The organism is Streptococcus sanguinis, from assembly GCF_019929145.1.
Lineage (GTDB): Bacteria > Bacillota > Bacilli > Lactobacillales > Streptococcaceae > Streptococcus > Streptococcus sanguinis_U.
On sequence record NZ_JAHZOW010000001.1, the window covers coordinates 94,918 to 116,830 of the forward strand.

Here is a 21,913-nt window from a genome sequence, read left to right on the forward strand (position 1 = left end):
CCAATCATGGGAAAACTTGAAGTTATCGCTCATCCACTAATTCAGCATAAATTGTCTATCTTGCGTCGTACAGATACCTCTACCAAGGCTTTTCGTGAATTAGTTGATGAAATCGCAATGCTTATGGGATATGAAGTCTTGCGCGATTTACCACTTGAAGATGTAGAAATTGAAACACCGATTACGAAAACAGTCCAAAAGCAGATTGCAGGAAAAAAATTAGCTATTGTACCCATCCTGCGGGCTGGTATTGGCATGGTGGATGGACTTCTGAGCTTGGTTCCAGCAGCTAAAGTTGGGCATATCGGAATGTACCGTGATGAAGAAACTTTGAAGCCGGTTGAGTATCTGGTCAAGCTGCCAGAAGATATTGACCAACGTCAGATTTTCGTTGTAGATCCAATGTTGGCTACGGGTGGTTCTGCTATCTTGGCTGTGGATTCTCTGAAGAAACGTGGTGCTAGCCATATTACATTTGTCTGCTTGGTTTCAGCGCCTGAAGGAGTAAAAGCCTTGCAGGAAGCTCATCCAGATGTTGATATTTTCACAGCTGCCCTGGATGACCATCTCAATGACCATGGATATATCGTACCAGGACTGGGAGATGCAGGAGATCGTCTTTTCGGTACTAAGTAAAAGTTTCTATTTGACCTTTTTTGACCAAAAGGATATAATAGTTCCGTAATTTGAAATTCTATTCCCTAGTTTGATAGAAAAATTTAAAAAGAGAAAGAGAGAAAACTATGATTCCTGTAGTTATTGAACAAACCAGCCGAGGAGAACGCTCCTATGATATTTACTCCCGGCTATTAAAAGACCGCATTATCATGCTGACTGGCCCAGTAGAGGATAATATGGCTAATTCAGTCATTGCCCAGCTCCTTTTCTTGGATGCACAGGACAATACTAAAGATATTTATCTCTATGTAAATACGCCGGGGGGATCCGTTTCAGCAGGTCTGGCTATTGTGGATACTATGAACTTCATCAAGTCTGATGTTCAGACCATTGTTATGGGTGTAGCTGCCAGCATGGGAACAATCATTGCTTCCAGTGGTGCTAAGGGCAAACGCTTCATGCTTCCAAATGCAGAATATCTGATTCACCAGCCGATGGGCGGAGCTGGAAGCGGCACTCAGCAAACGGATATGGCCATTGTAGCTGAACACTTGCTTAGAACTCGTAATACCTTGGAAAAAATCTTAGCTGAAAACTCTGGCAAGTCCGTTGAGCAAATCCACAAAGATGCAGAACGCGATTACTGGATGAGCGCTCAAGAAACCTTGGAATACGGTTTTATTGACGAAATCATGGAAAATAGCAATCTGAACTAACATAGGAGGAGCCAAAAGCGCTCCTTTTTTTGTTGCTTTGAGTCTGACAAGTTACCAAGTTCAGGTGTTTTAAGCTATTGATAAAGCTTTTGAGGGCTAGTTTTTTTGCCCTATCTTTGCTATAATCATCTAAGAACTACATGGACTGGAAAGGAGCTTTATGATAGAAAGAGAAGAAAGAGTGGGCTTGATTGTCTATCTTTACTATAATCGAGATGCCAAAAAGCTGGCGAACTTCGGTGATATTATTTATCATTCTAAGAAGCATCGCTATCTGCATCTCTATGTCAATCAAGAGGACGCCCAGAACTTACAGGAGAATCTGCCCAAGGAGCGCTACGTTAAGCAAGTTCGGATTTCTCACATAAAAGAACTGGATCAAAACTTTGTTGGAAGCCTGTATAGAGAGCAAGAAAACGTTATCATTTAATAAAGTTTCTATAAGGGGTTGACAATTGTCAGATAATTCGATATATTCTTACTATATCATCAATCAAATTACTTAAGGAGATTTCCTAATGAAGAAAAAATTTGCACTATCTTTAGTAGCTTTTGCTAGTGCGGCTCTTCTCGCAGCTTGTGGAGAAGTATCCAATAACAACTCAACAGCAACTGGTACAGAAATTGGCGATACGATTAAATTTGGTTTTAACTTTGAAGAATCAGGTGAAGTAGCAGCCTACGGTACAGCTGAACAACATGGTGCTCAGTTGGCCGTTGATGAAATCAACGCTGCTGGTGGCGTAGATGGCAAAAAGATTGAAGTTACTGATAAGGATAACAAATCAGAAACTGCTGAAGCATCTACCATCACTACTAGCTTGGTTACCCAAAGTAAGGTAAATGCAATCATTGGCCCTGCGACTTCTGGAGCGACAGCTTCAGCTACTGCAAATGCTGCTAAAGCAGGTGTACCAATCATTACACCAAGTGCGACACAGGATGACCTGACCAACAAGCAAGATTATCTTTACCGTGCAACCTTCATTGATAGCTACCAAGGTAAAATCATTTCTAAGTATGTCACTGACAACTTGAAAGCTAAGAAAGTCGTTCTTTACTATGATCAATCCAGTGACTACGCTAAAGGAATGGCGGATGCCTTCAAGAAGGAATTCAAGGGTGAGATTGTAGCAACAGAAACGTTCCAATCTAAGGATACAGACTTCCAAGCTGCTTTGACAAAGATTAAGGGTAAAGAATTTGACGCTCTGGTTGTTCCAGGTTACTATACTGAAGCTGGTAAAATTGTCAATCAAGCGCGTGGTTTGGGTATTGACCAAACAATCGTTGGTCCTGATGGCTTTGGTGATGCTAAGTTCGTTGAGCAAGCAACTCCTGCTGCAGCTACAAATGTTTACTATGTATCTGGCTTTACAACTTCTGGTGAAATGTCAGAAAAAGCTAAGAAGTTTATTGAAGCATACAAAGATAAGTACAAAGAAGAGCCTTCTATGTTTGCAGCTCTGGCATATGACTCTGTTTATATGGCAGCAGAAGCAGCTAAAGGTGCTAAAACTTCAGTAGATATCAAAGACAACTTGGCTAAGCTTAAAGATTTCGATGGAGTAACTGGTTCAATCACTATTGATAAAGATCACAATCCAGTGAAAACAGCTTTGATGATTGGCTTGAAAGACGGTCAAGTAGATACTGTAGAAACAGTTAAAGCGGAATAATAGTTACGAGGCTGGGGCTATCCCAGTCTTTGACTTGTTTTCTATTTCTAGTTGCTTGAGCGAATTAGTAGATGATTTCTTTCTTCATGAATCTGCGGATTTGAAAGAGTATTGTTTTATAATCTATTCTTCTTCGTTTCTCAATCAACTATTATTCGTATTTTGGGAGTGGGATGATAAAATCACGACCTAGTCTGCTGATTTTTCTCCCATTCCTTATTTTATTATAGAAAGAGTGGTGTCTAATGCTCCAACAATTAGTCAACGGTCTAATCCTGGGTAGTGTTTATGCGCTTCTGGCTTTGGGTTATACCATGGTTTATGGGATTATTAAGCTGATTAACTTTGCTCATGGCGATATCTATATGATTGGTGCCTTTATGGGTTATTACTTGATTAATATCTTGAAGTTTAATTTCTTCCTTTCTCTCATTTTAGCGATGATTGGGACAGCGATTCTCGGTGTGGTTATTGAGTTTTTAGCCTATCGTCCTCTGCGTAATTCGACTCGGATTGCGGCTTTGATTACAGCCATTGGGGTCTCCTTTCTCCTCGAGTATGGCATGATTTTCTTTGTCGGTGCCAATACTCGTTCCTTCCCACAGGTTATTAAAACAGTACGCTTTAACTTAGGGCCGATTTCTATTTCAAATATTCAGTTGCTGATTTTGGGAATTTCGATTTTCCTCATGGTGGCTTTGCAGTTCATCGTGCAGAAGACAAAGATGGGTAAGGCTATGCGTGCTGTGTCCGTAGACAGTGATGCTGCTCAGCTGATGGGAATCAATGTCAATCGAACAATCAGCTTCACCTTTGCTTTGGGGTCAGCTCTTGCAGGAGCTGCTGGTGTTCTAATTGCCCTTTACTATAATTCATTGGAGCCTTTGATGGGGATGACTCCAGGGATCAAGTCCTTTGTAGCGGCCGTTCTAGGTGGTATTGGAATTATTCCTGGTGCTGCGCTTGGTGGCTTTGTTATCGGTCTTTTGGAAACTTTTGCGACAGCGCTTGGACTATCTGATTTCCGTGATGCCATTGTCTATGCGATTTTGATTGTCATTCTTCTGATCCGTCCAGCTGGTATCCTCGGTAAAAATGTGAAAGAGAAGGTGTAAGGTATGAAAAAGAATTTAAAGATAAATATTTTTTGGCTTGGCCTTGTCTTAATCGGCTACCTGCTGATGACAGTATTGGTTAGTGCCGGTGTTCTCAATGCTTTTTATATTCAAATCTTAGAGCAGATCGGGATTAATATTATTCTGGCTGTGGGGCTTAATCTCATCGTCGGATTCTCAGGTCAATTTTCTCTTGGGCATGCTGGCTTTATGGCTATCGGTGCCTACGCTGTAGCGATTATTGGCTCTCAATCGCCAACTTATGGAGCCTTCTTCATTGCCATGCTGGCTGGAGCTATCATTGCTGGTATTGTGGCTTTGGCAGTCGGTTTGCCAACGCTTCGTCTTAAAGGAGACTATCTCGCGATTGCGACTCTTGGTGTCTCAGAGATTATCCGTATTCTGATTATTAATGGCGGTACTTTGACGAATGGGGCAGCTGGTATCCTATCCATTCCGCCCTTTACCTCTTGGCAGATGGTCTATATCTTTGTTGTTATCACAACTATTTTGACCTTGAATTTCCTGCGCAGTCCTATCGGTCGCAGCACTCTGTCTGTTCGTGAGGATGAGATTGCTGCCGAGTCTGTTGGGGTTAATACTACTAGAATCAAAGTGACAGCCTTTGTCTTGGGAGCTATCACGGCTTCTATTGCTGGCTCTCTTCAAGCTGGCTTCGTTGGTTCAGTTGTTCCTAAGGACTATTCCTTTACCAACACTATCAATATCTTGATTATTGTCGTTTTTGGTGGCCTAGGCTCTATGACTGGAACCATTGTGGCTGCAGTGGTATTGGGAATTCTCAATATGTTGCTGCAGGATGTATCCAGCATTCGGATGATTGTCTATTCTTTGGCCCTGATCTTGGTCATGATTTTCCGTCCAGGCGGACTTTTAGGAACTTGGGAGCTCAGCCTGTCTAAGCTCTTCAAAAAGAATAAGGAGGTCAAAGAATAATGGCACTTCTTGATGTGAAAAATCTAACTAAAAACTTTGGTGGTTTGACTGCTGTCAGCGATGTGACCTTGGAACTCAACGAGGGCGAGCTGGTTGGTCTGATTGGCCCTAATGGTGCAGGAAAAACGACCCTTTTTAACCTCTTGACTGGTGTTTATGAGCCTAGTGAAGGAACAGTGACACTAGATGGTCATTTGCTCAATGGTAAGGTACCTTACAAGATTGCTTCTTTAGGTCTAGGGCGGACTTTCCAGAACATCCGGCTCTTTAAGGACCTTAGTGTTTTGGATAATGTTTTGATTGCCTTTGGTAATCATCATAAGGCTCATGTGTTAGCTTCTTTCCTCCGCCTGCCAGCTTACTACAAAAACGAAGAAGAACTCAAAGCTAAGGCTTTGGAGTTGCTGAAAATTTTTGACTTGGACAAGGAAGCAGAAACCTTGGCTAAGAACTTAGCTTATGGTCAGCAGCGCCGCTTGGAGATTGTTCGGGCTTTGGCAACGGAGCCAAAGATCCTTTTCTTGGATGAGCCTGCTGCAGGGATGAACCCTCAGGAGACAGCAGAGCTGACTGCATTGATTCGACGGATTAAAAACGAATTTAACATTACCATCATGCTGATTGAGCATGACATGAGTCTGGTAATGGAAGTCACTGAGCGCATCTATGTGCTGGAGTACGGCCGCTTGATTGCGCACGGAACACCTTATGAAATCAAGAATGACAAACGCGTTATTGAAGCTTATCTAGGAGGTGAAGCCTAATGTCCATGCTTAAAGTTGAGAATCTCTCTGTCCATTATGGCATGATTCAGGCTGTCCGTGATGTCAGCTTTGAAGTCAATGAAGGAGAAGTCGTTTCCCTGATTGGTGCCAATGGCGCTGGAAAAACGACCATTCTCCGCACGATTTCAGGCTTGGTTCGTCCAAGTGCTGGTAAAATTGAATTTGTCGGCAATGAAATTCAAAAAGTTCCTGCTCAAAAAATCGTAGCAGCTGGACTTTCGCAAGTACCAGAAGGACGTCATGTCTTTCCAGGTTTGACCGTTTTGGAGAATTTGGAAATGGGTGCCTTTCTCAAAACAAACCGCGAAGAAAATCAAGCCAATCTCAAAAAGGTCTTCTCTCGTTTCCCACGCTTGGAAGAGCGTAAAAACCAAGATGCTGCAACCCTTTCAGGTGGTGAGCAGCAGATGCTGGCTATGGGACGTGCTTTGATGTCTACGCCTAAGCTTTTGCTTCTGGATGAGCCCTCTATGGGCTTGGCGCCAATCTTTATCCAGGAAATCTTTGATATTATCCAAGATATCCAGCGGCAAGGCACAACAGTTCTTTTGATTGAGCAAAATGCAAATAAGGCTCTCTCTATCGCTGACCGTGGTTATGTCCTTGAAACAGGCAAAATCGTTCTGTCCGGAACCGGTCAAGAGCTCCTCGCTTCTGACGAAGTCCGCAAAGCATATCTAGGTGGCTAAAAATGTCCGAGAGACATTTTTAGGTTGTTGATAGAAAGTTACGGTAGTAACTTAACATTTAGAAAAGGTCCAATGGACCTTTTTAAGTTGCAGATAAAGAAAACAAGGTTTTCGTCAAGATGCCCGGTGGATTGTTTCAGGTTGCAAATAGGAACTCGCGGTAGCGAGTTTTCTTTAAAATGTCCGGGAGACATTTTTAGGTTGTTGATAGAAAGTTACGGTAGTAACTTAACATTTAGAAAAGGTCCAATGGACCTTTTTCTTATCTTAGATGCTTAAAATAGTTTAGTTAGCCATTTCCTATCTTCAATTTTTCCAATCGCGGGATTTTTCTAAATTTTGAAAACTTAGGCAAAGACCTTGGAAGCGTTTGAAATCAGCTGCAAAATAAAGTATAATAAGTATAAGAATTATGGATAGGAAGTAGAGGGAACTTTTATGGCAGTTAAAGATTTTATGACGCGTAAGGTGGTTTATATCAGCCCAAATACTACGATTGCTCATGTAGCAGATATGATGCGTGAGCAGAAACTCCACCGTCTGCCGGTGATTGAGAATGACCAACTAGTGGGACTGGTGACAGAAGGAACGATTGCAGAAGCTAGTCCATCTAAGGCAACGAGTCTGTCCATTTATGAGATGAACTATCTTCTCAACAAAACCAAGGTTGGTGATGTTATGATTCGTGATGTGGTCACGATTTCTCAGTTTGCCAGTCTGGAAGATGCGACCTATCTGATGCTGAAAAATAAGATTGGTATCTTGCCTGTCGTAGACAATGAGCAACTTTACGGGGTTATCACTGATCGTGATATTTTCAAGGCTTTCTTAGAAGTATCTGGCTATGGTGAAGAGGGAGTCCGTCTGCGCTTTGTCACTGAGAATAAGGTGGGGGTTCTTGAGCAGATTATCCGTCTTCTGGTGGAAGAAAATCTCAACATCTCCAATACCGTCAATATCCCACGCAAGGATGGCAAAGTCGTCATTGAAGTACAATTAGCCGGTAATATAGATACAGCGCTTCTCAAGAAAAAATTTGAGGAGCATGCTATTGAGCTGGCTGAGATTACACATACTGCTGCAAAAGCTTTATAAGCGATAAAAAAGCCTCATCGTTAGATGAGGTTTTTAACGTACAATAGGTTGTTTGTTGGCGTCTAAAGTGAAGCCTTCGCCCAAAATCTCATGGGCTTCGGTAATAGTTGTAAAGGCAAATGGATCGACTTGGTTAATGAGTTTCTTCATTTGCTGCATTTCGTTACGGGAAACAACACAGTAGACAATCTGCAAGTCCTGCTTGCTATAGAAGCCTTGGCCCTTGAGGAAGGTCACTCCACGATCCAGCTTGTTATTGATAGCTTCAGCCAATTCTGCCGGTTTGCTGGTAACGATAAGGAATCCCTTGCCGGCAAAGCCTCCTTCTGCAATCAGGTCAATGACGCGCGAGGTGATAAAGACAAACATCAGGGTATAAGATACCATGCGTAGGTCTTTGAAAACAAGGAGAACCAAGGTGATGACCACAAAATCAACAGTCAGCATGAGTTTGCCCATGGAAATGCTAGTGTATTTATTAAAGATGCGGGCTACAATGTCAGTACCGCCCGTCGTTCCGCCAGCATTGAAGATGATGCCCAGTCCAATCCCCAAAACAATCCCTGTTCCAAGACAGGCCAGTAAGACATCCCCGTCCAGAGCTGAGAAAAAATAGTTTTGCAGGTGTTTGGAGGCAGGTAGGATTTCAAAAATCTTGAGCCAAGCAGACACGGAGAAGGTTCCCAGAATGCTGAGGTAGAGGGTTCGCGAGCCCAGTAGCTTCCAAGCAATAATAAAGAGAGGAATGTTAATAATCAGGTTGGTCGTCGAGACAGGGATTTTGAACAGATAGTAGGCAATCAAGGTCAGACCCGTCGCACCACCTTCATATAAATGAAAAGGAATGACCAAATAATGAATCCCAAAAGAAAAAATTCCAGCCCCAAAAATGATGGCCAGTACGTTTTTTAATTTAAACATAAGATCCTCCTAAATCTATTTCCAGAAATTTATTCTGAATATATTTTACCAAAAATTTAGCCTTTGTGAAACACTTTGAAAAAATTTTTAAAGTCTTTTCTTATGATGGGCTTTTAGCTTTTTTTTTGGTAAAATAAACAATAGATAAAAAAGAGTGGGATGAAAATAATGAGTTGACGGAGTCGGCTCTTATCAGGCTGCTCAGCCGTTTGGACATGCTTCAACAGTGGCTTATATCAAGCTTTAGGGCAAGTCTTATGTGCATTTTCTTATAAAGAACAAAAAATAGAAGTTAGAGATTCAAGGTAAAGATGAAAAATGGTAATTTGATTTCGCTGGAAGGTCCGGAAGGGGCTGGAAAGTCGAGTGTGTTGGAAGCCTTGCTTCCTTTTTTGAAAAATTATGGTACTGGCCTGATTACGACGCGGGAGCCGGGTGGCGTCCAGATTGCGGAGACCATTCGCGAAGTGATTTTGGAACCTAGTCATACTGCGATGGATGCTAAGACTGAGCTCTTGCTGTACATTGCCAGCCGCCGTCAGCACTTGGCTGAACGGGTTTTGCCAGCTTTAACGCAAGGAAAGCTTGTCTTGATGGATCGTTTTATTGATAGTTCAGTGGCCTATCAGGGATACGGACGGGGTCTGGATGTAGCAGACATTGAATGGCTCAATCGGTTTGCGACAGATGGACTCAAGCCTGATTTGACCCTCTATTTTGATATTGATGTGGAAGAAGGGCTGGCGCGGATTGCTAAGAGTGAAAGCCGAGAGGTGAATCGGCTTGATCTGGAAGGTTTGGACTTGCACCAGCGAGTTCGGCAGGGCTATTTGGCGATTCTTGACAAGGAGCCCGAGCGCTTTGTCAAGGTGGATGCCAGTCAACCTCTGGATAAGGTAGTGGCTGATAGTTTGGCCATCATTCAGGAACGATTTGGGAATCCGTCATGAAGATAAAAGATTTACAGCAAAGCCAGCCTAGCTTGTTTGAGCAGTTTCAGCATATTTTGGAACAGGGGCGGCTTAGTCATGCCTACTTGTTTACCGGAGCTTTTGGCAGTTTTGAAATGGCCCAAATCCTGTCCCAAAGTCTCTTTTGCGAGAATAAGCAAGGCGTCTGGCCTTGTCAGTCCTGTCGTACCTGCCATTTGATTGCAGCAGAAGATTTTTCTGATGTAACGGTAGTGCGACCGGTTAATAACATTATTAAAACAGACCGAGTTCGGGAGCTGGTTCGAAACTTCTCTCAAAGTGGCTTAGAAGGCAGTCGGCAGGTTTTCATTATCTGCGATGCGGATCGGATGCACGTCAATGCAGCGAATTCCTTGCTCAAAGTCATTGAGGAACCGCAGAGCGAGATTTATATTTTTCTCCTGACTGCTGATGAACAGCTGATTCTGCCGACGATTCGAAGTCGGACTCAGGTTTATCATTTCTTGAAAAATACAGCTGCTCTACAGCACAGTTTGGAACAGGATGGCTTGATTAAAAGTCGAGCGGAGCTACTAGCTGCTTATAGTCAGACCCAGTTAGAAGCGAAATGCTTGGCTCATAATAACGTCTTTTTTGAATTAGTCAGCGAATGCGAGCGCTTTGTCAAGGATTTTCAAACTCGTCCAAGTCAGGCATTTCTGCAGGTTTCGCGTCTGGCAAAGCTGGCTGATGATAAGGAGAAGCAGGAACAGGTCTTCAAGCTCTTGGAAGTGTTATTTTATAAAGAGATAGCAACAGAGAGCGGTCGACAGGCCTTGGAGCAGCTTTTGCTGGCTCGGAAGATGTGGCGGGCCAACGTATCTTTTCAAAACGCTTTAGAATATATGACTTTGAAGGGAAAGTAAAAAGAGGCAGCACAGGAGTATAAAATGGATAAAAAAGACTTATTTGACGCCTTGGATGATTTTTCACAGACGCTTTTAGTGACCCTTGCTGAGGTGGAGGCTGTCAAGAAAAATCTCAAGAGTGTGGTAGAGGAAAATATTGCTCTGCATCTGGAAAATGACAAGCTGAGGGAGCGCTTGGGAGAAGTGGAGAAGGAAACTCCGACCAAGACCAAGAAAAACCGAGATAATCTACGTAAGCTTTACTATGACGGCTTTCATGTCTGTACGGATTTCTACGGTCAGCGCCGGGAGAATGACGCAGAGTGCATGTTCTGCGATGAATTGTTATTTAGGGAGTAGTGATGCAGGTTCAAAAAAGTTTTAAGGGCGAAACTGCCTACGGCAAACTCTATCTGGTCGCGACTCCTATCGGCAATCTGGATGATATGAGCATCCGTATGGTCAATACCCTGAAAGAGGTTGACAGGATTGCGGCTGAAGATACGAGAAATACAGGCCTGCTGCTCAAGTATTTTGGGATTGAGACTAAACAGATCAGCTTTCATGAGCACAATGCCAAGGAAAGAATTCCAATCCTCTTGGACATGCTTCAAAGCGGAAATGATATAGCCCAGGTTTCGGATGCTGGTCTGCCCAGTATTTCTGATCCTGGACATGATTTGGTTCAGGCAGCGCTAGAAGCTGGAATTACTGTAGTACCGATTCCTGGGCCTAGTGCTGGAATAACAGCCTTGATTGCCAGCGGGTTGGCTCCCCAACCGCATATTTTCTATGGTTTTCTGCCTAGAAAGGCTGGCCAGCAGAAGGAATTTTTCACTAGCAAAAAATCCTATCCTGAGACCCAGATTTTCTACGAATCCCCTCATCGGGTTCGGGCTACGTTGGAAAACATGCTGGCAGTTTATGGTGATCGCAAAGTCGTCCTGGTGCGCGAGTTGACTAAGATTCACGAGGAGTATCAGCGAGGGCTGATTTCAGACTTGTTGGCCTATACAGCAGAACATCTGCCTAAAGGAGAGTGTCTCTTGATTGTAGCTGGGGCAGCAGAAGATGCCAAACAGGAAATGTCTCAGGACCAGTTACTCGCTGAGATTGATCTTTTAGTTGAAGCTGGGAGCAAAAAAAATCAGGCCATCAAGGAAGTGGCCAAGAAATACGGCAGGAACAAGAGCGAGCTCTATGCGGTTTATCATGAACTAAGAGGAAGTTGAAGACTTTAAAAATGTGTTTAATCATGGTCTCTGCTGTCAAATTTTTATAGTAGGTTGTTGATGTTTATCGTACTTCGAGGTTCTTATGCAATTACAGTTTAACTTAGCTTTAATTAAAAATTATAAAAGCAACAGTCAAAAGGCTCGTGTTTTGACAGAAGATTGGGTTGCTCGTCATAGCTATTGCCCAAATTGTGGTAAAAGTCCTTTGAAACACTATGAAAATAATCGCCCTGTTGCAGACTTCTTTTGCCAGAGGTGTTCAGAAGAATTTGAACTAAAAAGTAAAAAGGGAAATCTTTCTTCTATTATTAATGACGGTGCTTATGCAACTATGGTTGAGAGAGTACAAGCAGATAATAATCCAAACTTTTTCTTTTTGACCTATTCGGAAACTTATGAAGTTCAAAATTTTATAGTCCTTCCCAAGCAATTTATAACAGTTGACACTATAATTAAGAGGAAGCCACTTGGTCCGACGGCAAGACGAGCGGGATGGGTAGGCTGCAATATCGATTTGTCACAAGTGCCGTCAAAGGGAAGAATATTTCTAGTTAAAAATGGTCAGATTAGAGAGCCTGAACTAGTGCATAAAGAATTTAGAGAGACCTTATTTCTTAGAAAGCAATCTTTTGCTACTAGGGGATGGTTGCTGGAAATTCTCAAATGCTTGGATAAAATCAAGGAGAGAGAGTTTACGCTTGAAGATATGTATTCTTTTGAGGAGAGCTTAAAACTCATTTTCCCTAACAACCATCATATTAAGGACAAAATTCGCCAACAATTGCAACTGCTAAGAGATAAAGGGATGATAGAATTTATTGGAAGAGGAAGATATAGGAAGTTATGAAAATTGATTAGACACTTTCTATAAAAATTAAATCTGTAATTTTTCTACGTCTTCAGACTTAGTAATCCTGACCTAAACTCAGGATTTTTTTGTTACTTGGATTAGACAGTTTGTTTTGCTTATCTATATTTCAACAATGTTCGGGAATTGGCTAAAAAAGTGCTTGATTTCTGAAATAAAATAGATATTTTCTAAACTTTGTGATATGATATACAAAATAAATTTTGGAGGTAGGATATGACGATTTACAATTTTTCTGCTGGACCGGCAGTATTGCCCAAGGAAGTCTTGAAAAAAACTCAGGCTGAGTTTTTAGACTATGCCCAAAGTGGCATGAGTGTGATGGAGTTGTCCCACCGATCCAAGGAATTTGACGATATTATCAAAGAAGCTGAGAGCTTGCTGCGTGAGCTCATGGATATTCCGGATAATTACCGCGTGCTCTTCCTGCAGGGCGGGGCTTCTACCCAGTTTAGCATGATTCCCCTTAATCTAGCTCAAGGCGGCAAGGCCTATTACCTAGTGGCTGGATCTTGGGGAAAGAAAGCTTACACCGAAGCAGTCAAGCTGTCTAAGTTCATTCCATTTGAGCCTATTCTTTTGGCTTCATCAGAGGATTTAAATTACACGGAAATTCCTTCTTTTGATGAAAAGGAGATTGATCCGCAGGCGCCTTATGTGCATCTGACAACCAATAATACTATCGAAGGAACGGCTGTTTATGACCTTCCTGCGACTAATGGCGTGCCGATTGTGGCGGACATGTCTTCTAATATCCTGGCTGCTCAGTACCGAGTAGAGGATTTTGGTTTGATTTATGCTGGGGCTCAGAAGAATATCGGACCTGCTGGCGTGACTGTTGTCATCATCCGAGAAGACTTGTTGAATGATGGTCCAGTTCTATCTAGTATGTTGGATTACCGCATTCAGGCGGACAATGGCTCTCTTTACAATACACCACCTACTTTCGCCATCTATATGGCCAAGCTGGTTTTTGAGTGGGTCAAGGAGCTGGGTGGTGTAGCAGAAATGGAAAAGCGCAATCGTGAAAAATCTGGCCTTTTGTACGACTTCATTGAGCAGTCTGACTTTTACCGCAGTCCAGTCCGTTACAAGGAGCAGCGCTCAGTAGCCAATATTCCCTTTGTGTCTCCTAGCCAAGAGCTGGACGCCAAATTTAACAAAGAGGCTGCAGCAGCGGGATTCAAGAATATCAAGGGGCACCGCAGCGTAGGCGGCATGAGAGCTAGTCTCTACAATGCCTTTCCGCTCCAAGGTGTCAAGGACTTGATTGCCTTTATGCAGAAATTTGAAGAAGAAAATTCTTAAGAGAGGGAAACTATGGTCTTTAGTGTCAAAACCTTTAACAACATCAATCAAATCGGTCTTAAGGAGCTAGGTAATGCTTTTCAGATTGACGGAGACAAGTCTGACAATCCGGATGCTTATATCCTACGTAGTCAAAACCTGCATGGACAGGAATTTCCAAGCAAGCTCAAAGCTATTGCGCGGGCAGGCGCAGGAACCAATAATATTCCGGTCGAACAGGCAACGGCTCAGGGAATTGTAGTCTTCAATACGCCAGGAGCTAATGCCAATGCGGTGAAAGAATCGGTCTTGGCTTCCATTCTCCTGTCTGCCCGTGACTATATCGCAGCTAACAGTTGGGCTAACGGCCTTTCTGGAGATGATGTTCCCAAGCAAGTGGAAGCTGGTAAGAAGCAGTTTGCTGGGACAGAGATTGCAGAGAAGACTTTGGGAGTCATTGGGTTAGGAGCTATCGGCGGTCGTATTGCTAACGATGCCTATCGTCTGGGAATGAATGTCCTTGGTTATGACCCTTATGTATCCATTGAAACAGCTTGGAATATCTCTAGCCATGTCAAACGGGTAGCGGATATTAAGGAAATCTTTGAGAAGAGTGATTATATCACTATCCACGTGCCCCTGACTGAGGATACACGCGCTACTTTTGATCAGGCTGCTTTTGGTCTTATGCAAAAGGGAACAACCCTCATCAACTTTGCCCGTGGCGAGCTGGTGGATAACGCTGCCCTCTTTGAAGCCTTGGAAGCAGGTGTTATCAAGCGCTATATCACAGACTTTGGTGTAGAAGAGCTGCTCCGTCATCCGCAGATTACAGTCTTTCCGCATTTGGGTGGCTCGACCAAAGAAGCTGAGCTCAACTGTGCCATTATGGCTGGGAAAACCATCCGACGCTTCATGGAAACGGGCGAGATTATCAACTCAGTGAATTTCCCTAATGTCCGTCAGGCTCTCTCAGCGCCTTATCGGATTACCCTGATTAACAAAAATGTACCGAATATTGTGGCTCGGATTTCAACAGCGGTCAGTGATTTGAATATCAATATCGACAATATCATCAATCGTTCCAAGGGCGATTATGCTTATACTTTGCTGGATCTGGATGAGTCGGACGAAAGCAAGATTCAGGAGCTGGTTGATAAATTTAAGAATAGCGACAATATTGTGCGCGTGCGTTTGATTAAAAAATAACCGAAAATAGAGGTGTTTCTTCATGGAATGCGCCTATACCAGCCGATGAGCCTTTCTCTTGTCGGCTTTTTCTAATGAGTCTCAGCTTGACAAGAAGAAGCTAGCTGGGCTATTATAGGGACGGAGGAAAAACAATGTTACAATTTATCGAATACCCAAAATGCTCTACCTGCCGCAAGGCCAAGGCTGAGCTCAATCAATTAGGAGTGGACTTTGAAGCGGTAGATATTGTCCAAAATACACCTAGCCGAGACCAACTTCTAGACTGGATTCAGAATTCTGATTTTGAGATCAAGGCCTTTTTCAATACCAGCGGTCTCAAATATCGTGAGCTAGGGCTCAAAGAAAAGGTGCCACATTTAACAGCTCAGGAAGCTGCAGATTTATTATCGACAGACGGCATGCTGATTAAACGACCGCTCTTGGTTCGAGATAACCAAATCTTGCAGATTGGCTACCGGAAGGCGTATGGAGAGTTAGGTTTGTAAAGTATTAAGACCAGCTACTTTATCAATCAAGTTTTTTGGATGCTTCTTCCTTTCATGATATAATAAATCTATCTCAATCTTAGAAAGAAGAATCATGGTTTTATCAAAAAAACGGGCTCGTCATGTGATTGAAGAGATTATTGCTCTTTTCCCTGACGCCAAGCCCAGTCTGGATTTTCGCAATCACTTTGAGCTTTTGGTAGCGGTCATGCTGTCGGCTCAGACGACAGATGCTGCGGTCAATAAGGCAACCCCCGCCCTATTTGAGGCTTATCCGACTCCACAGGATATGGCTAAGGCTGGTGAAGCAGACATTGCTAAATATATCTCCCGCCTAGGTCTTTATCGCAACAAAGCCAAGTTTTTGAAGAAATGCGCCCAGCAGCTTTTAGACGACTTTGATGGCCAAGTACCACAAAAGCGGGCGGAATTGGAAAGTCTAGCTGGTGTTGGTCGCAAGACGGCCAATGTAGTCATGAGTGTGGGCTTTGGCATTCCGGCCTTTGCTGTCGATACCCATGTGGAGCGCATCTGCAAGCACCATGATATCGTTAAAAAGTCGGCAACGCCATTGGAAGTAGAAAAGCGAGTTATGGATGTCCTTCCACCGGAACGTTGGCTGCCAGCCCATCAGGCCATGATTTACTTTGGACGGGCTATCTGCCATCCTAAAAATCCCGAGTGCGATCACTATCCGCAACTCTATAACTTTAAGGACATATAAAAAGCGAGGTCTGATGACTTCGCTTTTATTTGATAGGGAAGAAAGTAAGTAAGATCCAGTAAAATAGCAGAGCAATAGCGCCAATTCCAAGGCCAAATAGAACAGGAAGGATGATTCTTTGGTAGGGAGCTTTACCTCTTTCTTCGGCTTCTTCAATCTCGCTCAGGCTGCGTCCTTGATCATAGGCGACAATCTGGCGATAGGTACGAAGATTATGCTTTTTCTTGAATTTCTCAATGCGTAGGGCGTAGAACATCGCGATAGCAAAAATCAAGCAACTAATAGCGATGCCGTACCAATCCAAATAAAGAATTAGAGGAATCATTATTATAGGACTTCCAATTAGTAAAATGGTAAAAACCACTCCATCTTTTTGATAGCGAGTAAATTCTTGGTCGTGAATAATTTGTTTCATGGTTTCCAAATCTCCTTTGACTAGTTTGTCCAATGACACTTCAAAGACCTTGCTCAGTAAGAGCAGGTTTTGAATATCAGGATAGGTTGCGCCGCGTTCCCAGTTGGAAATGGATTGACGGCTGACAAAGATTATTTCAGCCAAATCATCTTGAGATAAATTTTTCTCTTTACGATAGTGCTGGATTTGTTTTCCGACTTGCATAAGATTTCCTCGCTTTCTGATTTTATTCTACTCAATTATACAAAAAATGACTATCAAAATTCTTTGACATGTTGATTTCATGGGATTTAGCAAAGGTTTTTGCCACTGGATTTACAGGTCTGTCAATTCATGTTTACCTACTGAAAAAGAGGCTAGCAGCCTCCTTTTCTTATTCACTAAATCTTAAAAAATAACCATCTGGATCTAAAATCGCAAATTCATGGGGATAAATAAAGCTATCTCCCACTCGAAACTCTCTTTTTGTCAGCGGACGATGGATGGGATAGTCAGCTTCCATCAGTTTTTGGTGAAGCTGAGGGACATCTTCGATGCCAAAGGAAATATTGACACCGCGCCCGAAAGGATAGGTCAGCTGGGCTAATTCTTCTGCGCTGCCTTCTTCTAACATGAGTTGGCAGTCTTCAAGCGAGAGGAAGAGAAATTTCTCCTCTGGACGCTCGTATTCGACAGAGAATCCCAGCAAGTTGCAGTAGAAGTGGCGCGACTTTTCGAGGTCAGATACCACGAATTCGGGAATGATAGCTTGATAGTCCATTCGTTTTCTCCTTAGAGTTCAATCTCCATGACAATGGGTGTGTGGTCTTGGCGCGCACCGGAGTCAATCATATCAGACTTGGTTACCTTGTCAGCTACACGGTTACTGGTCAGCCAGTAGTCGATTCTCCAGCCTGTATTGTTGATTTTAGAAGTCTTGCTGCGCTGCGCCCACCAAGTGTATTGGTTAGGAATATCGCCGTGCAAGTGGCGGAAGGTATCGGTAAAGCCTTTAGCCAGCAGGTTGGTAAAGCCAGCGCGCTCTTCGTCGGTAAAGCCTGGTGAACGGCGGTTGCTGGCTGGATTGGCCAAGTCGATTTCCTTGTGGGCCACATTATAGTCACCAGTTGCAAGTACTGGTTTTTGTTCATCTAGTGTTGCTAAGTATTCAGCGTATTTGGCATCCCAGACTTGACGGTCATCCAAACGTTTGAGGCCATCGCCAGCATTAGGCGTATAGACCTGTGTGACAAAGAAACCGTCAAATTCAAGCGTAATGATGCGACCTTCGACATCCATGGTTGACGGAGCGCCGATTTCAGGGAAGGTTACGGTTGGCGTCAGTTCTTTTTTGTAGAGGAACATGGTTCCTGCATAGCCCTTACGTGCTGGCTCTTGGGAGGAGCGCCAAGTGTTTTCATATTCTGGGAAAAGATTTGTCAAAATTTCCAAGTGTTTTTTTGTCGGACCTGTCGCAGAGAGTTTTGTTTCCTGAATGGCGATAATATCTGCGTTTTCAGCTTGCAAGGTTTGAAGGACGGCTTGAGAGAGCTGAGCGCGGGCAGAATCACTGGTTAATGCAGCGTTGAGAGAGTCAATGTTCCAAGAGATGAGTTTCATAAAAATTCCTTTTCTAGTAAAATTTACTGAGTTTATTATAACAAAATTTAGGAATGATTTATAGTAAAGTGATTGTAAGAAAGCTTGAAAAATAATGAAAATTTTTCTATAATTATCCTAGAAAATAGAGGGAAGAAACCATGAAATTCTATTCTTATGATTATGTTTTGAGTCAGATTAGCCAGCAAAACTGGGTGACAGTTGCGCTTTCTGTCTTGCTTTTGCTTGTGACAGGATTTTTTGCTTTTAAGGCCTACCGCAATAAGCGCGATTCAAAATTTCGGGAACTAGCCATCATCTCTGTTTTGGCCTTGGTGGCTATGGTCTTGATTGGCATTAGCAATTTTCAGACTGACCAAGACTCTAATAACCAGTTTCAAACCTCTCTGCATTTTATTGAGGTTATTTCAGAAGACTTGGGCGTGGATAAGTCGGAGGTCTATGTCAATACTTCAGCCGCAACTGATGGAGCGATTTTGAAGGTCGGAAAGAACTTTTATCGGGCTATGAGCGGTAGTGAGCCAGATAAATATCTGCTTGAAAAAATTGACTTACATAAGACGACAGATATCGAAATAGTGGAGGTTGAAAAATGACATTGAATTTTCTTGAAATCCTAATTAAGCTAGCACTGGGACTTTTCTCACTGGTTTTTGTTATCAATGTGACCGGAAAAGGCAATCTGGCGCCCAATTCAGCGATCGATCAGATTCAAAACTATGTCCTTGGTGGCATTATCGGTGGGGTGATTTATAATAGCTCCATTAACATTCTTCAGTATGCAGTCATTCTTATTATGTGGACCATCTTGGTCTTGACCCTAAAGTGGCTCAATAACAATGTCCGTGCAGTTAAGCATTTGATTGATGGCAAGCCGACAACGTTGATTCAGCATGGGAAATTAAGTCCCGAAGCCTGCCGTTCTGTTGGTCTTTCAGCAGCAGATGTAGCTTTGAAGTTGCGCAGCCAAGGTATTTTCCAGCTCAAGCAGGTCAAACGGGCAGTTATAGAGCAAAACGGCCAGCTGATTATTGTACAGGCTGGTGAAGAGAATCCTAAATATCCACTTATTACAGATGGTGTTGTCCAAATTGATATTCTGGAGTCTATTGATAAAACAGAAGAGTGGCTGGTGGAGAGACTGGCTAAAGACGGATACACCGATATTTCGAATATCTTCATCGCTGAGTATGAAAGTGGCAACTTGAATGTTGTGACCTATTAAACCTAGAATATTTTCTAGGTTTTTTAATTGATTTGAATGTTAATGAATGTCTTTTCGCAAACTTAACAAAATATGATATAATGAAGTGCTACTAAAAAAGGTTTCATTAGCCTTGAAAGGATTAAAAATGACTGAAAAACAATCGTTTTATATTACAACCCCTATCTATTATCCGAGCGGCAAGCTCCATATCGGTAATGCTACTACAACTATTGCCTGCGACGTTTTGGCTCGCTACAAGCGTCTCATGGGCTACGATGTTTTCTATCTGACTGGTCTTGATGAGCATGGACAGAAGATTCAGGCTAAAGCTGAGGAGGCTGGTATCAGCCCTCAAGCTTATGTCGATGGTATGGCAGTTGGGGTCAAGGAACTCTGGAAACTGCTGGATATTTCTTATGATAAGTTTATCCGGACGACCGATGACTACCATGAAAAGGTTGTAGCCGATGTCTTTGAACGTCTCTTGGCCCAAGATGATATCTACTTGGGTGAATATTCAGGCTGGTATTCTGTATCAGATGAGGAATTCTTCACAGAAAGCCAGCTAGCTGAAGTCTTCCGTGATGAAAATGGAAAGGTAACCGGCGGAATCGCACCATCTGGACACGAAGTGGAGTGGGTATCGGAAGAGTCTTACTTCCTTCGCCTCAGCAAGTACCAAGACCGCTTGGTAGAATTTTTCAAATCTCATCCAGACTTTATCACACCGAATGGACGTCTCAATGAAATGTTGAAAAACTTCATTGAGCCAGGTCTGGAAGACTTGGCTGTATCTCGGACGACCTTTACTTGGGGCGTGCCTGTGCCATCTAATCCTAAACACGTTATCTATGTCTGGATTGATGCCCTGCTCAACTATGTGACAGCCCTTGGATATGGTCAGGATGATCATGCTAACTACGATAAATTTTGGAATAATGGAACAGTTTATCATATGGTAGCTAAGGACATTCTGCGTTTCCATTCTATCTACTGGCCAATCCTGCTCATGATGCTGGATATTAAACTACCCGACCGCTTGATTGCCCACGGCTGGTTTGTCATGAAGGATGGCAAGATGTCCAAGTCTAAGGGTAATGTGGTCTATCCGGAAATGCTGGTAGAGCGTTATGGTTTGGATGCTCTGCGTTATTACCTCATGCGCAGTCTTCCGGTGGGATCTGATGGAACATTCACACCTGAGGACTATGTGGGTCGTATCAACTATGAGTTAGCTAATGACCTAGGCAACTTGCTCAACCGTACGGTTTCTATGATTAACAAGTACTTTGACGGTCAGGTGCCAGCCTATGAAGAAAATGTGACAGACTTTGACGGACCTCTGGCTCAGGTAGCATCTGAATCAATCGCTGACTACTACAAACACATGGACGTAGTTGACTACCCACGTGCTCTGGAAGCAGTCTGGACGCTCATCTCCCGCACCAATAAATATATCGATGAAACAGCTCCTTGGGTTCTGGCAAAAGATGAAGCTAAGGTAAAAGAGTTGGCAGCAGTTATGAGCCACTTGACAGCGAGCCTTCGTGTTGTGGCACACATGATTGAGCCTTTCATGATGGAAACGAGTAAGGCTGTCCTCACTCAACTAGGCTTGCCTCAAGCTGCGTCTCTGGAAAATCTAGCAATTGACCAGCTCCCAGGAGGCTTGATAGTTGTAGAGAAAGGGACACCAATCTTCCCTCGTCTGGATATGGAAGAAGAAATTGCCTATATCAAGGGACAAATGGAAGGCAACAAACCTGCGGTTGAAAAAGAATGGAATCCAGAAGAAGTCGAGCTCAAACTTAACCGCAAGGAAATCAAGTTTGACGACTTTGATAAGGTAGAAATCCGTGTCGCAGAAGTCAAAGAGGTTTCTAAAGTTGAAGGATCTGATAAGCTTCTTCAGTTACGCTTGGATGCAGGAGACGGTGAAGACCGCCAAATCCTCTCTGGTATTGCTAAATACTATCCAAACGAGCAAGAACTGGTCGGTAAGAAAGTCCAAATCGTAGCTAATCTCAAACCACGTAAGATGATGAAAAAATATGTTAGCCAAGGTATGATTCTATCAGCCGAGCACGGCGACCAACTTACTCTCCTTACTGTGGACGAAAATGTCCCAAATGGAAGTTTGATTGGATAACAATTTTTGATCTAATAACGATCCCCCAGCAGGAGTCTGTTGGGGGATTTTTGAATTTGGAAATTAAAAAGGTATGGTTTGTGATTCAGAAAAAATTTGTTAGTCAAAAACATTTAAATAACTGTCAGTACATTGACAAAGTTGACAAGTTGTAGGATAATTGGCTTGTAGATTTACTTTTATCTATTAAATTATTTTAGGAGAATTATTTATGGCTTTTTGGGATGATGTTGTTAAAGGAGCTGGTGACTTAGCCAATGGGACTGTTAAAGCAGTAGGCAATGGTTTTAATGCTACTACTAAAGCTGTCGGAGATGTTGCAGGGAGCGCTGGTAAAG

At 42.9% G+C, this 21,913-nt stretch carries 24 protein-coding genes and 1 pseudogene; 21 read left to right on the forward strand and 4 right to left on the reverse strand.

The window, feature by feature from the left end:
* Positions 1-6 precede the first annotated feature (6 nt).
* From upp to K1I94_RS00500, 9 genes and pseudogenes are all read left to right on the forward strand, one after another.
* Positions 7-636, forward strand: coding sequence for a uracil phosphoribosyltransferase (upp, locus tag K1I94_RS00460; protein WP_002894672.1), 630 nt, complete (start codon positions 7-9; stop codon positions 634-636).
* Positions 637-734: 98 nt separating this feature from the next.
* Positions 735-1,334: pseudogene (locus K1I94_RS00465) on the forward strand (ATP-dependent Clp protease proteolytic subunit); the annotation flags it as partial.
* A 160-nt stretch (positions 1,335-1,494) separates the two neighbouring features.
* Positions 1,495-1,764, forward strand: coding sequence for a YlbG family protein (locus K1I94_RS00470; protein ID WP_002894676.1), 270 nt, complete (start codon positions 1,495-1,497; stop codon positions 1,762-1,764).
* An 88-nt stretch (positions 1,765-1,852) separates the two neighbouring features.
* Positions 1,853-3,013 carry an ABC transporter substrate-binding protein gene (locus K1I94_RS00475; protein ID WP_223314079.1) on the forward strand — a complete coding sequence of 387 codons (1,161 nt, stop codon included), beginning with the start codon at positions 1,853-1,855 and terminating at the stop codon, positions 3,011-3,013.
* A 245-nt stretch (positions 3,014-3,258) separates the two neighbouring features.
* Positions 3,259-4,128 (forward strand): branched-chain amino acid ABC transporter permease, encoded by an 870-nt coding sequence (locus K1I94_RS00480; RefSeq protein WP_002897070.1) that lies wholly within the window; start codon positions 3,259-3,261, stop codon positions 4,126-4,128.
* Between the two features lie 3 nt (positions 4,129-4,131).
* Complete coding sequence (locus K1I94_RS00485) at positions 4,132-5,085, forward strand: branched-chain amino acid ABC transporter permease (protein ID WP_223314080.1); 954 nt, start codon at positions 4,132-4,134, stop codon at positions 5,083-5,085.
* Entirely contained in the window at positions 5,085-5,849 is a 765-nt protein-coding gene (locus K1I94_RS00490) for an ABC transporter ATP-binding protein (RefSeq protein WP_223314081.1), read from the forward strand. The genes K1I94_RS00485 and K1I94_RS00490 overlap by 1 nt, the downstream gene beginning before the upstream one ends.
* Positions 5,849-6,559 (forward strand): ABC transporter ATP-binding protein, encoded by a 711-nt coding sequence (locus K1I94_RS00495; RefSeq protein WP_002894681.1) that lies wholly within the window; start codon positions 5,849-5,851, stop codon positions 6,557-6,559. Before K1I94_RS00490 ends, K1I94_RS00495 begins: the two co-directional genes overlap by 1 nt.
* 438 nt (positions 6,560-6,997) lie before the next feature.
* Positions 6,998-7,654: a CBS domain-containing protein gene (locus K1I94_RS00500; protein ID WP_061592002.1), complete on the forward strand. Its 657-nt coding sequence runs from the start codon at positions 6,998-7,000 to the stop codon at positions 7,652-7,654.
* A 33-nt stretch (positions 7,655-7,687) separates the two neighbouring features.
* Here K1I94_RS00500 and K1I94_RS00505 read toward each other — a convergent pair whose 3' ends face one another.
* The gene (locus K1I94_RS00505; protein ID WP_223314082.1) at positions 7,688-8,575 is read right to left on the reverse strand and encodes a YitT family protein; all 888 of its coding nucleotides are present in this window, start codon (positions 8,573-8,575) and stop codon (positions 7,688-7,690) included.
* A gap of 311 nt (positions 8,576-8,886) precedes the next feature.
* Between K1I94_RS00505 and tmk the strand changes: the two genes are divergently transcribed.
* The 9 genes from tmk to nth all read left to right on the forward strand — a co-directional run bounded on the left by tmk (position 8,887) and on the right by nth (position 16,205).
* Positions 8,887-9,525: a dTMP kinase gene (gene tmk, locus K1I94_RS00510; protein ID WP_223314083.1), complete on the forward strand. Its 639-nt coding sequence runs from the start codon at positions 8,887-8,889 to the stop codon at positions 9,523-9,525.
* Entirely contained in the window at positions 9,522-10,412 is an 891-nt protein-coding gene (locus tag K1I94_RS00515) for a DNA polymerase III subunit delta' (RefSeq protein ID WP_223314084.1), read from the forward strand. Before tmk ends, K1I94_RS00515 begins: the two co-directional genes overlap by 4 nt.
* A gap of 24 nt (positions 10,413-10,436) precedes the next feature.
* Entirely contained in the window at positions 10,437-10,754 is a 318-nt protein-coding gene (gene yabA, locus K1I94_RS00520; RefSeq protein WP_002909165.1) for a DNA replication initiation control protein YabA, read from the forward strand.
* Positions 10,755-10,756: 2 nt separating this feature from the next.
* Positions 10,757-11,626, forward strand: coding sequence for a 16S rRNA (cytidine(1402)-2'-O)-methyltransferase (gene rsmI, locus K1I94_RS00525; protein WP_223314085.1), 870 nt, complete (start codon positions 10,757-10,759; stop codon positions 11,624-11,626).
* A gap of 85 nt (positions 11,627-11,711) precedes the next feature.
* Positions 11,712-12,476 (forward strand): DpnI domain-containing protein, encoded by a 765-nt coding sequence (locus K1I94_RS00530; protein ID WP_223314086.1) that lies wholly within the window; start codon positions 11,712-11,714, stop codon positions 12,474-12,476.
* 237 nt (positions 12,477-12,713) lie between these two features.
* Entirely contained in the window at positions 12,714-13,805 is a 1,092-nt protein-coding gene (gene serC / locus K1I94_RS00535; RefSeq protein WP_223314087.1) for a 3-phosphoserine/phosphohydroxythreonine transaminase, read from the forward strand.
* A gap of 12 nt (positions 13,806-13,817) precedes the next feature.
* Complete coding sequence (locus K1I94_RS00540; protein WP_223314088.1) at positions 13,818-14,993, forward strand: 3-phosphoglycerate dehydrogenase family protein; 1,176 nt, start codon at positions 13,818-13,820, stop codon at positions 14,991-14,993.
* A gap of 134 nt (positions 14,994-15,127) precedes the next feature.
* Positions 15,128-15,481 carry an arsenate reductase family protein gene (locus K1I94_RS00545; RefSeq protein ID WP_125356706.1) on the forward strand — a complete coding sequence of 118 codons (354 nt, stop codon included), beginning with the start codon at positions 15,128-15,130 and terminating at the stop codon, positions 15,479-15,481.
* A gap of 94 nt (positions 15,482-15,575) precedes the next feature.
* On the forward strand, positions 15,576-16,205 hold the full coding sequence (gene nth, locus K1I94_RS00550; RefSeq protein ID WP_223314089.1) for an endonuclease III: 630 nt from the start codon (positions 15,576-15,578) through the stop codon (positions 16,203-16,205).
* A gap of 25 nt (positions 16,206-16,230) precedes the next feature.
* Here the strand turns inward: nth and K1I94_RS00555 are convergent, their stop codons facing one another.
* The 3 genes from K1I94_RS00555 to K1I94_RS00565 form a co-directional block, all read right to left on the reverse strand.
* A complete protein-coding gene (locus K1I94_RS00555) occupies positions 16,231-16,824 on the reverse strand; it encodes a helix-turn-helix domain-containing protein (RefSeq protein ID WP_223314090.1) in 594 nt (197 codons plus the stop codon).
* A 169-nt stretch (positions 16,825-16,993) separates the two neighbouring features.
* Positions 16,994-17,380 carry a bleomycin resistance protein gene (locus tag K1I94_RS00560; RefSeq protein WP_223314091.1) on the reverse strand — a complete coding sequence of 129 codons (387 nt, stop codon included), beginning with the start codon at positions 17,378-17,380 and terminating at the stop codon, positions 16,994-16,996.
* An 11-nt stretch (positions 17,381-17,391) separates the two neighbouring features.
* Positions 17,392-18,219: an exodeoxyribonuclease III gene (locus K1I94_RS00565; protein WP_033179197.1), complete on the reverse strand. Its 828-nt coding sequence runs from the start codon at positions 18,217-18,219 to the stop codon at positions 17,392-17,394.
* A gap of 140 nt (positions 18,220-18,359) precedes the next feature.
* Between K1I94_RS00565 and K1I94_RS00570 the strand changes: the two genes are divergently transcribed.
* From K1I94_RS00570 to metG, 3 genes are all read left to right on the forward strand, one after another.
* Positions 18,360-18,815, forward strand: a complete 456-nt coding sequence (locus K1I94_RS00570; protein ID WP_002897090.1) for a DUF3290 family protein — start codon at positions 18,360-18,362, stop codon at positions 18,813-18,815.
* Positions 18,812-19,444, forward strand: coding sequence for a DUF421 domain-containing protein (locus tag K1I94_RS00575; protein ID WP_002909170.1), 633 nt, complete (start codon positions 18,812-18,814; stop codon positions 19,442-19,444). Before K1I94_RS00570 ends, K1I94_RS00575 begins: the two co-directional genes overlap by 4 nt.
* 127 nt (positions 19,445-19,571) lie before the next feature.
* Positions 19,572-21,575 (forward strand): methionine--tRNA ligase, encoded by a 2,004-nt coding sequence (gene metG, locus K1I94_RS00580; RefSeq protein ID WP_223314092.1) that lies wholly within the window; start codon positions 19,572-19,574, stop codon positions 21,573-21,575.
* Positions 21,576-21,913 lie beyond the last annotated feature (338 nt).